This is a genomic window from Enterobacter sp. 50588862 (assembly GCF_001462935.1).
GTDB lineage: Bacteria > Pseudomonadota > Gammaproteobacteria > Enterobacterales > Enterobacteriaceae > Enterobacter > Enterobacter bugandensis.
The window spans coordinates 223,791-236,245 of sequence record NZ_LNHM01000021.1 but is presented as its reverse complement, the minus strand read 5'-3'; the positions used below and the strand labels follow the sequence as shown (position 1 = coordinate 236,245).

The window sequence follows — 12,455 nt, the reverse complement described above, 5'->3', positions numbered from 1 at the left end:
AAAAAGCTCCCAATCGGGAGCTTTTTTTTTGTTTATTCCCTCTCCCCGTGGGAGAGGGCCAGGGTAAGGGCATCAGGCCGCAAAAAAGCTAAAGCCCCCGCACCATCAGCGCCTCATCCAGCTCCCTGTAGGCCTCCACCAGCTTGTCCAGCGTCGCTCTGTTGAGCCCGCTAGGATTCGGCAACACCCACACCTGCGTAACGCCAATGGTGATGCTCTGCTTACCCCACTTAGCCCCGCGCTGGCTAAACGCCTGCTCGTAGGCCTGCTTACCGAGGATCGCCAGCGCGGCTGGCTGGTAGTCTTCAATCTTCTTCACCAGCTCCCGCCCGCCGCTGCGCAGCTCATGCAAGTTGACCTCGCTTGCCTGTACCGTCGGCCGCTCGACCAACATGGTGATCCCGCAGCGCGTGTCCAGCAGGTGCTGCTCCTCTTCGGGCTTGAGTAACCTGTCGGTAAACCCGGCCTGATAGATCACCTTCCAGAAGCGATTGCCCGGATGGGCGAAGTGAAAGCCGGTGTGCGCCGAGGACTTTCCCGGGTTGATTCCGCAAAACACCACCCGCAGGCCAGGGGCCAGAATGTCGTTGATCATCTTTACTCCCACTGATACGTCGTTATGGAAGTATAAAGGATTGATAATGCGTTGTTTATAAAAACAGCAGGCAGGTGTGAATGGCTGGATTGCTGCGGGGAGTTACTTTATAATTCACCGCCACGGCCCCTTAGCTCAGTGGTTAGAGCAGGCGACTCATAATCGCTTGGTCGCTGGTTCAAGTCCAGCAGGGGCCACCAAATTTTAGATGTAGAATCAAAGAATTAAGCCACTCGATTGAGTGGCTTTTTTATTGGTTTTTTATGAGCCGGTGGCACCGCCGTTAACCGTGACTCATCGAAGCCGTTCGGACACGTTCAGAGGCGCCAGGAGTTGCAATCAGACGCTCCACGGATTCCATCGTCACGAACGTACAGCTGCAGTCCACATTGGTGCACTGATGATAGCGCTCTTTGGTGTTTTCACTTAAATAGCGACTGGTACGCGCATGCGCTGAATGCTTGCACTTAGGACAATGAAACATATACCCTCCGTTTAATTCACTTTATGTGAATCAATGATACTCAAAAACAACGTAATGGCAAATGAATTACTCTCTATCCACAGAAAATTTTTCGTCGGTGACGTTCAGCTCAAGGTTCAGCTGCGTGGTAAATCCACTCCCGCTCAGCGTATGAACCACTTCGCTGATGATCCACGCCTGCTCGTCAATGACTCGTTTAAAGCCGTTAACCAGCACCGGCGTTTCGGGAAACAGATCGGCTCGCCCCAGCGCCAGCTGGATAGAAAATTTCACGGTTCCCCGCTGAAGCGCGCGCCACTTCGCCTCCGCAGCCCTGAGCGCCTGCTCTTCAGACGCATACACCGTAGCAAGCTCAAACACGTTCTCCGCCGATCCCACCAGCCTCTCTTGCGGCTTCGGCTCCATGCCTTTAGCTCCCGACGCGGCGGCATCCGGATGCTGTAGCACCTCTGTGGGCTGCCCCCCAATCTGGCGATTAATACTCAATTGAGGATTTTGCTGTTTTGGATCGCGCGTTTGCAGCCATTTGGCCGTCACGCCGGAATAACTTTCACGGTCGGCGACGGAAAAAAGGTGCCGATCGCCATCCCCACGTTCAATCATCATTAAGGGAATCGCTGTGCCGCTGGCCGTCACGGCCTGGCCCGCTTTCATGAAAATGACCTTCCCGGCTTTGATGGAAACAAATGCACCATTGCGTTCGGCCAGGCGGGTGAGAAACGCCGCGTCAGTCTCCTGAGACTGGTCAATATGAGAAATGGCAATGGATGAAAGCCCAGCCGCAACGCTTGTGGTCAACTGGTTCCGCTGAGCGATAGTAGTGACTATCGCGCCGATCGTCGTGTCATGCCACGACTGTTCGCGCCGCACGTTTAGCTTCCCACGAAAATCCGCGCTGCATCCCCGAATGGTCAGGGTATCCGGCGCCCCCCGAAATTCAATTGTGTCGATCGTGAAGTTCCCTTTCGGCTGGAGCGGAGCTCCCTCCCACCCCAGCCATAAGGAGAGCGTTGCTCCCCGGGCTGGCAGGTCTAACAGCCCATCGGAATCATCCAGTTGAATATCCAGCTGATCGGCTTCCAGCCCACGTTTGTCGGTCATGGATAAACTGATAAGGCGGTGGCTGAAATTTTGCGTGATATCACGGTCGTTAAGCTTAAGCATAAAGTCAGGGGCGATTTTGCCGCCCGCCCGGATATTCATCTCGGCGATCATCCCACCAGCCCTCCAATGCTATTACGTGCGCTAGTCACCAGCTCTTCAGCCTGCGTTCTCAGATCGCCAAACATCTTCATCAGCGATTCGTCCACGCGTTTTAGCGACAGGGAAAATTCAATTTTTCGCGCGGTACCATCACTGTAAAAATCCGAATGCGTGTGCGTGACTTTCTCAATGATAAACATGCCGTGAATGATGCCGGTACCATCTATCAACGGCCATACCCGCCCTTCATTCGCCATCAGCTCAACCGCCTTGAGAGAAAGCCGCCCTCCCGTGAGCTCCGGGTAAAGTACTCCGGTGAGGCTAAAGGAGGTCTCACCTTCGCCAAGATATTGCCAGGCTTTGGGCTTCCCGATGCGATCGTTGGACGCCCAACGGTAGTCCTTTGTAAACTGCATTGTCTGATACGGTAAGGTTCGTCGTTCAAAGACAAACAGACCCAGCACCATTAACATTTTCTCTCTCCTCAACCAGACATAAAGCTGGATTGCCGCCGTCTCGCTTGTTCACGTTCACTATTCTCTATTGCCTCCCGGATTTGACGCGTCAGATCCATTCCGGAGGCCGTGCCCCCCTGCAGCGTGATGTTGTACTCGCTTTTACTCTGATCGACGTAAGAGCGTCCCCCTGTGGCGATGGTTGGCTGATACCCCTGGTAACCGCCATAGGTCCCCGTACCCGGAATATAAGAGCTGCCCACAGGAGAGGATGCCGCTTCTGCTTTTGCCGCAGCGGAGTCGAGATTCCCCGACTCGTTTTTGATAAGACCGAGTTTCTCCAGCAGCCAGCTGGCCTTGCCGCTCAGGCTGTTAAAGAGATCAAGCGGTGCCGTTAACGCATCGCCCAACGCCTGCCCAAAAATCACGCCAGCATTTTTACAGCCATCCAGCGTTTCCTGCGTCGCCTTGATCGGCGCAACCAAATTGGTGAACCATTGCCAGATACCGCCCAGCTTCTCCGAGATAGCATCAAATACCGTTATCACCGGTGAGAACATCGCCCCCAGCGGTGCGAAGGCCGTCGAAAGCCCTTCCATCACCCCGCCAAAGAAGGCGCTGATGGGTTCCCAGTATTTAAAAATCAGCAAGGCTCCGGCGGCAATCGCCGCGCCAAGGGCAATCACCGGCCAGCTAAGGGCACCCAGCACCGTCATGATGGCGCCGCCCACCACGCTGAATACCGTTCCCAACATCCCGGCCGCGGTAATAACCATATTGACGCCCGTCAGAACCGGGGCGATAACCGTTCCTACGCCGCCCAGTACGCCAGCAAACGCCTGCGCGCCGACAACAATGCTGGCCAGGGTCTGCGTCAGCTCAGGGTTGGCATTCACCCAAAGGGTGGCCGTGCTGAGCCAGCCGGTTGCGGTTGTTATCAGGTTGCGCAGAGCGCCATCTGCTTTATCGAACACGTCAATCTTCAACCCGCTCCACGCGGCCTGGAATCGGTTGATATCGCCGTCAAGATTATCGGTCTGAACGGAAGCCGCGAGCGCGGTACTGCCCTTTGCCCCCTGCAGCTGCTTACGTTTTTCATCAAGCGATCCATCACCCGCGGCGGAAACCAGCGCCCCTGCGGCTTTTATGGCATCCGGAGTCTGAACATGGCGCAACATCGCGCTGAGCGCGTCCCCGGCGGCGGCACCGTACATCCCCTTTTCCGCCAGAACGCCAAGCCGCGCCGTTGTCTCTTCAAGCCCCATACCAGCGGCGTCCGCGGCTGGCGCAGCGGCGTTCAGGGCCGCCGCCATCTCAGCGAGGCTGGTATTCGAAGAGGTAAAACCGCGCGTAAGCACGTCTGCGATGCGTCCGGCATCTGCATCTGCCAGGTTATACGCGGCCTGCGTGCTGCTGATAATATCGGCCGCTTTTGCAGCGTCGATATTCCCCGCCTGACTGAGGTTGATCGTTGGCACAGTGGCCACAAGCACTCCATCGGCGTCATAGCCTGAACGGGCCAGTTCGCTCTGTGTCCGGACGACCGCATCCGCAGGCGTTCCGGTGCTAACACTAACTTCCCGTGCCTGCCGGCGAATGGCCTCAAGCCGGAGGTCTCCCTTCTCCAGGCCAAGGTTTGCCTGAATGGCAGAGATCTGTTTTTCAAAACTGATGCCTGGCGCCATAAAGCGGGACGTCTGGTCAAAGCCCGCTTTTGCCATACTCACGCCCGCATTAGCCAGTTGCTGCACTCGCGAGATAGCGCGCTTGCCTGACTCGTAGCGGTTCTGAACGGTACTCAGCCGCTCCTGCTGCTGGTTGACGCGGGCCAGCGCATCCCGCTGCCGGTTAAGCTGCTGCGTTTTCTCGCTGATATTGGTTCGTAGACGACGCTCGTCCGACGAAAGCGTGCGCGTGTTTATCCCCGCCTTTGCGAGCTCAGCACGTTGACGCTGTACCGAGTAGCGTAAGCTGTTGTACTCAAGCTTAAGATCGGCTGCCGATTTTCGGGCCGCGGACAGCGCATCAGCCTGTGCCTGGGTGGGGTTTTGCGTGTTTTTAAACTGTACCGCCAGCGCCGCTGCCTGCTGTTTCGCCTGAGCAAGGGACTGCTCCGTCATGGCGAGCTGGCCGTTTGCTTTCCTGAAGCCGTTGATACGCCCCGCCTGCTCATCGAGTGCCCCGAGCGCCACCTGCGCATCGCGGATATCGTTCGCGAGAGTGAGGCTGGCGTTATGGAGAGCGTTAAGCGGTCGGGTTGCCCGGTCGACAGCCTTAAACAATTCCTGAAGTCTGACATTATTACTCATGGTGGTTTCCGCTTCGCTGCAGCGCTTTTTCGCGCCATAAGAGGAGTTCGGTCACGCTCAGGGTGTACAGCTCTGACGGCGGCCAGTGAAATATCACCGCGATATCCGCCATCAGATCGTCGACCGACAGATTTTCAGGAAATTTCAGCGAGCCGAAGCCGGTGACAAAAAACCGATCACCTTGCCAGCAAAAGAGAGCAGATCGCAGGCATCCAGGCGCGCAACCTCATGCTCGGTCAGGGCTGGCGAGGTCATTCGCGGCAGCACCTTGATCAGCGCATCTACGTCAGATTGCGCCAGCGACGCCAGCGATACCCCTCGCAGGGTCCCTGCATTCGGTTTTGAAACGGTCACCTTTTCAATTTTTTGCTCACCGCGCTGAACGGGGCTATCAAGCGTGACGATATGTGGATTTTCGTTCATGGCGATCTCGTTGGTATTTTCCATTTCGTTACTCTTCACAAAGTTAACTTACCGGCCGGCGATCCCGGCCGGTTAAAGGGTTACAGGCCGATGGCCTTACGGTGTTCTGCCAGGCGATCGACACCATCGACTTTCAGCACCATGTTGATGATGTCGATTTCGATGATCTCTTTGCCATCAATGGTCAGCTGGTAGTAGGCGCACTCGGTGGACATTTTGGTGGTGCCGCTCTCGCCCTGCTTGTTTTCACCGCCATCAAACTCTTTATGACGACCGCGCATGACGATTTCGACGGCGGAAATTTCGCCGGTGTCATCGCGCTGATAAGAGCCGGTAAAGCGCAGCGGCACGCTGTCCGCGCCCGGAGAGGCATACTGCGCCCACAGCGCGGCGTCCGGCAGACCGCCAACGGTCCACTCCAGCGCCAGGGCATCATCGTCCAGGCCGAGATCGACAGAGACCGAGCCGGGCATACCGCCGCCGCGATACTTCTCCAGCTTGCGGGTAAGCTTCGGCAAGGTGACGGACTCAACAACGCCCATGTAGCTCAGGCCATCGTTGAACATATTCAGATATTTCAGTTTGCGTGGTAACGCCATGCTTCAGCTCCTTAGCTATTAACCGAATCTGACAGGTCTGCCAGATAGGTATCGGTGATGCGCTGGCGCAGGGTCAGATTTTCCAGCGGCGGGACAGGGGTGTAGTCATAATCGATATACAGTTTCCCCGCTTTCAGGGTTGATGCGTCGTTCGACTCAGGGTCATACCAGCAGGAGCCGTCGACGATATAGCCGTTGGTTTTCAGCTCGCGGAACTTGGCATTAATACCGGACACGATGTCGCGGATAAGCGTTGGCGTGATGGGTTTATCCATCGCCCACGCGTGCGCTTCCGCCATGGTATCGGCCAGCACCTGCGCGGTACGGGTGTAGTTTTCAAAGACGAATAACGGATCGTCTGAGCAGGTGCGGTTACCCCAGAATTTGAAGCCGTCGTTGCGAATCAGCGTGGTGACGCCAGCCTGGTTAAGCAGGTTCGCGTCGGTGGCCTGTTCCTGCAGATCCCAGGAGACCGAAGCGCTTACGCCAGTGACGCCGTTAACGCCAACGTTTGACAGGGTTTTATGCCAGCCCATTGTCTGATCGATTTTGGCACGCAGGCCAAGCGCACGGGCGGTCGCCCAGGCCATTGTCGTCGCATTCGTAGTGGTATCCCACGCCAGAAAATCAGGGTGGATAACCATCAGCTCGCGCTGGCTAAAGTTTTTGCGGTAGTTGATCGCCTCAGAAATGGTTTTGCACCCCCATGCGCTGACATAGCCAAACGCGCGCAGGCTCTGGCACGTGGCGGCCAGAGCGGTCGCCACTTCCTGAGAGTCCAGCCCCGGTATGCCGAGAATGCGTGGCTTAACGCCGGTCACCGTTTTCGCCGTGAGAAGCGCCTTCAGACCGGTGTATTTACCGTTTTCATCAGTGGTACCGATGATGTTGGAAACGGTCTGTTTGCGGGCCTCTTCCGGGGTCTCTGCAGTGCCTTCAGCCACGCGAACAACCACAACAACCGGTTTACACTGGTCGGCGATCGCCTGCAGAGAAGCGGACAGCGTCCCCGCTTTGCCGGCTTTCGCAATCGCGCTTTGCACGTTGGTAATGAGCACGGGCTCGTTTAAAGGAAATGTCTTGTCGTCAGCATCGCTGGCCGTACAGACCATGCCGATGATTGCCGTCGAGACGGTGGAAATGGTGCGGGTGCCATCGTTGATTTCGATAACTTCCACGCCGTGGTGATAGTCGCCCATCCGGTTAACTCCTTCGTTTAGTGGTGAGGCTAGTTTCTCTTGGGCGGGGGAGTTATGAAACGTAATGACGTTGGAGGTAAGACAGCACAACGCACAGTGAGTGGTTGACCCGCGCGGGAAAGGTGACCGCTCATTTTGAGCGATCAATCATGAGTCATTGTTCGTCGATAACCATGATTAATGATTGAATATTATCGATATCGTTGCGCCAATAACGATGGTTATGACGATTTTACTGTGGTTAACAGATGGTCGGACTGCAAGGTGGATTTTTGGTTATTACTAGCTGCAATTCTTTGTCGGTGATGAAACAGAAGAATATGAGGAATGTCCCTATGAATAAGAAATAGCCCGCATGATGCGGACTATTTCTTTAAAATAACCAACCGATTAAACAGAAATCCACACAGGAGTTTTAGGCCAGTCAGGTGTACTGAGGTCAACCCCCGTCAGTTCAACAACGTATTTTTTCAGTTCTTCCAGTTGTATTCTTTCTTCCTCGGTGGCAATCCCCAAATCAACTGCAGACTGCAGCGGAAAAGCGCGAACCGCCGCCTCTCGTTGCCTGTTCAATAGCTCTCTGCGATTAGTCGCGAGGGTTTCTTCTGGTGTTCTGACCGGTGCGGTTACAGTGATCCATTCCATCTGTTTACTCTCGACGTTGTAACCGGGGGCGCAGTTAACGGGAGCAGCACCGACAAATTTTTCATGCTCTGAATCACTGACCCGAACAAGGTCATCCGGCAGAGCGTTAACAGACTTGTAATAGCGCAGACTTTTTATCGGATAGAAGCCGCGCGTTTTATTGCTGAATAACTGACTATGCATAAACTAATATCCTGTTACGACAAAAGAGAAATAACCGCTCATATTCCGCGTGTGAAGAGTGAAAGCACTTGCACTTAAAGGGTTAGCTGTCCAGTAAGAATCTCTGTCACTCCCCCCTGTTCCGCTGAAAGAGCCACCTATTGCGAGGATTCCGTTAGGAAAAGCAGCCGGAAGATAAACAGTGACATCCGGGTTGGAATTGGAGTTGGAAGCAACCCCGCCAATACACTGCATGAACACCTGACCGTTGCCGTGACGGTAATAGGCAGAGTTGTTTCCGGTGGTGGTCGACCCTGACTGGTTCGGTGGCGGGTTGTTCGAAGAATAAACCCTTACCTGCCCGCCGGATTCAAACACCCCCTGACCCGCAACGATATTGCCTCCGCTGTTAATTTGCCCAGCAGCAAGAATTGAGTCGCCGCTATAAAGCCGTTGGGGTGCATTGAATGTTCCGTTTGCATCAAAAGAATACAGGGCTCCACTGCCAGAATCCCCAATGATATGAACGACTGCGGAACCAAAATCATTTTTACCCGATCGTAATATGCCAAAACTAACAGAAGCGCCATATCCATGACCACTCGTTACAGACGTTCCTTTCACGATCGGAAGGTATACCGAATTATCTTTAGCGGTAGTGTATCCACCAACAAAAAACGGTGCTGAGCCATTAGTATATTGATGTGCAAATGCCCCACCTCCCTGCCAGTATTCCGGCTTAGTGGCGTAATACTTTGCACCATCGAGATAATCAACGCTTCCCCCGTAGTTTGTGAGAACTTTCGTCCAGCTCCCCCAGTATCCGTTATCTCCATTTAAGGTACGGAATTTTAGCTGTTTACCGCCATCACTATAAGACGCAGCATATTGCACCCGATAGTTACCACCCAGTCCTCCCACATCAAGAATTGTCGCCTCATAGCCAGGTGAATAGGCAGCACTGGCATAACAGAAACTTACGGAATTAGCAGGAAGACCGCTTGCGTCTTTAATCTCTCTGCTCGCTTCGGCAGCCGCAGACCGTATAGCAAGCGCACCACCGTTAACCACCACGCGCCCGGGCGTGATGTCGTCACGACTATCCTGGGCATTTTTACCAGCAGCAGTACCCAGACTGTTTTTCAGCTTTATGAGATCATCACTGACAGTCTTCACAGACTTTGATGTGGCCGCAAGCGTCTCTGAAGCACTATCGGTCGCACTGCTAAGCTGAACAATCCCCTTTTGTCCGGTAGTCGCATCCTGAGCCGTATACTTACCACGGGCAAGGTCGTAGGCAGCCTTAACCGCTTTCGGCGTTGCCGCCAGCGCTTCAGAGGAGCTATCAGTCGCACTACTAAGCTGAGTAAACCCTTTAGCCGTTAGCGTGGCATCAGGATGGCGACGAGACTGCTCATGCTCTTCAAGCTTCTCATCAACGTACTCCTGGGTCGCCATTACCGTAGACGTATCTATCGAGAGTTCGACTGACTCAATGTCGCTTACCATGATGACCATACGCACGGTCTGCGCACGTCCGGATCCTTCCGCCAACAACGGCTTATAGCTTTCAGCCATGTTCCCAACGGCAATTAGTGTCCCGGTGTCATCATAGAGGCCCATTTCTCGCATCCAGAAACCACCGGTTTCAGGCGGAATGAGCAGTTCCGCGATCACATAATTTTGATGCTTGTTATCCTGGCTGATTTTATTCAGCGCATGGCGCCAGACTTCATTAACCAGCTTCGTCTGCCCGGCATCAGGCACCGGCAACGTGCCACCACCGTCACCCACCGCCATCGCCGTAAAATTCACTTTATTGCCGTTCGGGACGGTCGCTGCAGCCAGTTTTTCGGCACCGGCTTTGGTGATAACCGTTTTATATTTCACTGTCATTGTGCTCTCACTTATCCGGGATAAACCGTGATGATGTCGCCGTCATAGCCCAAGGCGCCGGTATAGAGATAACCCGGAATGTCCTGGATGATATTCAGGCCAATAAGGTGGCGGCTGGCAGGCTTTGCATCAGCAACCAGCCTCTCCATTTCGTAATACATTTCCTCGTTAATACCGGTGTCCAGCACGCCAATATCAAGGCGGAAAGTGCCGGGCGGATCGTTGGTTTCCCACCACTCGGTGACGTTAATCAGATAGCCAAGCGGCTCCACCACGCGACGCACGGCGCCAATCGTCCCTTTGTGGGCATGGATAAACCACGCCGCGCGGATCACGTCCCGCTTGGTGGCTTCCGGCCAGCTCTCGTCCCAGCGGTCAACCGAAAATGCCCATGCCAGCCACGGCAGCAAATTCGCCGGGCAGGTATCCACATTCCAGAGGTGGCGCAACGGAACGGGCGTATTTTCGATGTCCGCACAGGCGCGCGCTGCCGCGACCTCAAGGGGCGATGAGCCAACCGGTAAAAGGCGGGTGTTACTCATCGTTCCCTCCCACGGTTACGCTGTAGTGGCTGCACCATGAGGCCTGGGTTTCATCAAGCACGATGTCAGCCGCGGGTGCGGTCAGTTCCACCCGCTGCACCCCTTCTACGTGAAGAGCGGCATAAATGGCGGACTTGCGAATATCGCGTCCAAGACGATGCTGAGCCGTGATATAGGCCTGTAACCGGGTTCTTGCCGCGTTGAGTACCGGCTCGCTTTCGGGGCCGGGAAAAAGGAAAAGCGATGCTTCGATGCTGTAATCAACTATTTTGGCCGACTGGACGGTAACGCGGTCGGCAACCGGCCTGATGTCTTCATCGTTTAGGGCGTTACGAACAATAGCGATCAGCTCTTCAGACGCTATGCCGTTATTCTCCCGGGAGAGAACGGAAATCGTGACGTTCGCCGGCTGCGGGCTGATGACGGAGATGTCCGCTACCCGGCCATCGGCACTGCGGCCATGGAACTGGTACGCGCCCGTCGAACCGGCCACGCTCAGCCCTTCCGGCGCCTGCTGGATGCGCAGACGAAAATCGGTATCGGACTCCATCACAGCCGGCGTGGGTGGGAACGTGGTGTCGTCGGCAGGGGCGATCACCAGACGCGCAAGGTTAGCGTTTGCCCCAATCTGGTCCAGATCGCTGCCCGCTGCATAGGCCAACATGACCGCACGCGCGGCCTCGTTAACCCGCTGACGCCACATGACTTCCCGGTAGGCATTCTCCTGCAGGAGCTTCACAATCGGCTCTGACTCCAGCGTCAGCGTCCGCGCAATCGCCTCTCGTTCCTCTTCGGGATAGAGCGAGACAAAGGTGGCCTTTCGTTCTGCCAACAGCGTTTCATAATCCACCTCTTCCACGACATCAGGCGCGGCGAGCTGGCTCAGATCAACAATAGCCATAGCGTTTAACTCAGTGAAATGGTGATAGAAAAGGATTGTCCGGAGGTCGGGCGCGTGCCGGTGATATCGACATACAACGTCCCGTCGTTCTCCGAACGCTCGAAAGTGATTGCCGTCAGGCTTATCCGCGGCTCCCATTTCTGGATGGCGGAATAGCATGCGGACATGATTTGCAGACGCAGCGCAGGGCTCTGCGGCCTGTCGATCATCGCCGCCAGCAGCGAGCCGTAATCCCTGCGCATGACCCGCGAGCCAATCGGCGTGACCAGAATGTCGCGCACGCTTTGCCGGATGTGTTCAGCTTCTGAAATGCTCAGCCCGGTCTGCCTGTTCATTCCCCTGTATCGCACCGTCATTGTGTCCCCTTAGTCCAGCTTCCGCCGCTTTGCACGCTGCCGTGCGCGTGGTTGTCCACCTGCACCCCGTTGGAGGTGAATTTACCGCCGGAATGCTCAATATTTCCGGCCATCACACCGCCCTGCTGCACTTCAAGAGAGGCGGTAATTAACTTGTTGGTACACACCACTTCAGGCGTATCCAGCGTGATGCGGGAAGTTGACGTCACCCGCACCTCCGGCACGGTGGCGGTCAGCGATTCCGAGGCGGTAATGTCGGCCGTTTTAATGCCAGTAACCGTCAGCGCCCCGCGTTCGGGTTCGTACTCGATCACCGCGCCGTCAGGGAACGATACATGGAGCGCGTCAGACGACCCGGACGGGGCCGGATGGTCGTCCGAGAAAATGCCGGGCAGCACAAAGGCGGTATCAAGCTCGCCTCCGATGGCCAGCAGCAGCACCTGCTCGCCCTCGGAAGGCGCCCACCAGACGCGCGAACGTCCCGCACGACAGGTTAGCCAGTTCAGCCAGGTAGTTTTCATCCCGCCGGTCTGGACACGACAAAGCCCTCTGTTGAGGTCAACCTCGGTCACAACACCGATACGAATCAGATTGCGGATCGCGCGAGCGATACCGTTCATGGAAGTTAATGTATTCATGAGAAGAGAATGCCGTTCAGGAGGAACGGCAGCAACGAGACGGGGTTT

At 55.5% G+C, this 12,455-nt stretch carries 15 protein-coding genes and 1 tRNA gene; 1 reads left to right on the top strand and 15 read right to left on the bottom strand.

What is annotated here, in order from left to right; translation table 11 throughout:
• Window positions 1-88: 88 nt before the first annotated feature.
• Complete coding sequence (mug, locus tag APT89_RS09010) at window positions 89-595, bottom strand: G/U mismatch-specific DNA glycosylase (RefSeq protein WP_023333460.1); 507 nt, start codon at window positions 593-595, stop codon at window positions 89-91.
• Window positions 596-719: 124 nt separating this feature from the next.
• Here mug and APT89_RS09005 point away from each other — a divergent pair.
• Window positions 720-795, top strand: a tRNA-Ile gene (locus APT89_RS09005).
• 83 nt (window positions 796-878) lie between these two features.
• Here APT89_RS09005 and APT89_RS09000 read toward each other — a convergent pair.
• The 14 genes from APT89_RS09000 to APT89_RS08935 all read right to left on the bottom strand — a co-directional run bounded on the left by APT89_RS09000 (window position 879) and on the right by APT89_RS08935 (window position 12,407).
• Window positions 879-1,079, bottom strand: a complete 201-nt coding sequence (locus APT89_RS09000) for an ogr/Delta-like zinc finger family protein (protein ID WP_045631357.1) — start codon at window positions 1,077-1,079, stop codon at window positions 879-881.
• A 66-nt stretch (window positions 1,080-1,145) separates the two neighbouring features.
• On the bottom strand, window positions 1,146-2,294 hold the full coding sequence (locus tag APT89_RS08995) for a phage late control D family protein (protein WP_041908058.1): 1,149 nt from the start codon (window positions 2,292-2,294) through the stop codon (window positions 1,146-1,148).
• Window positions 2,291-2,755 (bottom strand): phage tail protein, encoded by a 465-nt coding sequence (locus APT89_RS08990; protein WP_060572095.1) that lies wholly within the window; start codon window positions 2,753-2,755, stop codon window positions 2,291-2,293. Before APT89_RS08990 ends, APT89_RS08995 begins: the two co-directional genes overlap by 4 nt.
• Window positions 2,756-2,766: 11 nt before the next feature.
• Window positions 2,767-5,046: a phage tail tape measure protein gene (locus tag APT89_RS08985; RefSeq protein ID WP_060572092.1), complete on the bottom strand. Its 2,280-nt coding sequence runs from the start codon at window positions 5,044-5,046 to the stop codon at window positions 2,767-2,769.
• Window positions 5,039-5,158, bottom strand: coding sequence for a GpE family phage tail protein (locus APT89_RS08980; protein ID WP_041908052.1), 120 nt, complete (start codon window positions 5,156-5,158; stop codon window positions 5,039-5,041). The genes APT89_RS08985 and APT89_RS08980 overlap by 8 nt, the downstream gene beginning before the upstream one ends.
• A 32-nt stretch (window positions 5,159-5,190) precedes the next feature.
• Window positions 5,191-5,493 carry a phage tail assembly protein gene (locus APT89_RS08975; RefSeq protein WP_041908050.1) on the bottom strand — a complete coding sequence of 101 codons (303 nt, stop codon included), beginning with the start codon at window positions 5,491-5,493 and terminating at the stop codon, window positions 5,191-5,193.
• 56 nt (window positions 5,494-5,549) lie between these two features.
• Window positions 5,550-6,068, bottom strand: coding sequence for a phage major tail tube protein (locus APT89_RS08970; protein ID WP_023309235.1), 519 nt, complete (start codon window positions 6,066-6,068; stop codon window positions 5,550-5,552).
• Between the two features lie 11 nt (window positions 6,069-6,079).
• Window positions 6,080-7,267, bottom strand: coding sequence for a phage tail sheath protein (locus APT89_RS08965; protein WP_060572090.1), 1,188 nt, complete (start codon window positions 7,265-7,267; stop codon window positions 6,080-6,082).
• A 390-nt stretch (window positions 7,268-7,657) separates the two neighbouring features.
• The gene (locus APT89_RS08960) at window positions 7,658-8,095 is read right to left on the bottom strand and encodes a tail fiber assembly protein (protein ID WP_041908046.1); all 438 of its coding nucleotides are present in this window, start codon (window positions 8,093-8,095) and stop codon (window positions 7,658-7,660) included.
• A 3-nt stretch (window positions 8,096-8,098) separates the two neighbouring features.
• Complete coding sequence (locus APT89_RS23305; RefSeq protein ID WP_072201714.1) at window positions 8,099-9,970, bottom strand: phage tail protein; 1,872 nt, start codon at window positions 9,968-9,970, stop codon at window positions 8,099-8,101.
• 11 nt (window positions 9,971-9,981) lie between these two features.
• Entirely contained in the window at window positions 9,982-10,512 is a 531-nt protein-coding gene (locus APT89_RS08950; protein WP_041908042.1) for a phage tail protein I, read from the bottom strand.
• Window positions 10,505-11,413 carry a baseplate assembly protein gene (locus tag APT89_RS08945; RefSeq protein WP_041908040.1) on the bottom strand — a complete coding sequence of 303 codons (909 nt, stop codon included), beginning with the start codon at window positions 11,411-11,413 and terminating at the stop codon, window positions 10,505-10,507. Before APT89_RS08945 ends, APT89_RS08950 begins: the two co-directional genes overlap by 8 nt.
• Window positions 11,414-11,418: 5 nt before the next feature.
• Window positions 11,419-11,769 (bottom strand): GPW/gp25 family protein, encoded by a 351-nt coding sequence (locus tag APT89_RS08940; RefSeq protein WP_041908038.1) that lies wholly within the window; start codon window positions 11,767-11,769, stop codon window positions 11,419-11,421.
• Window positions 11,766-12,407, bottom strand: a complete 642-nt coding sequence (locus APT89_RS08935; protein ID WP_041908037.1) for a phage baseplate assembly protein V — start codon at window positions 12,405-12,407, stop codon at window positions 11,766-11,768. The genes APT89_RS08940 and APT89_RS08935 overlap by 4 nt, the downstream gene beginning before the upstream one ends.
• Between the last annotated feature and the right edge of the window lie 48 nt (window positions 12,408-12,455).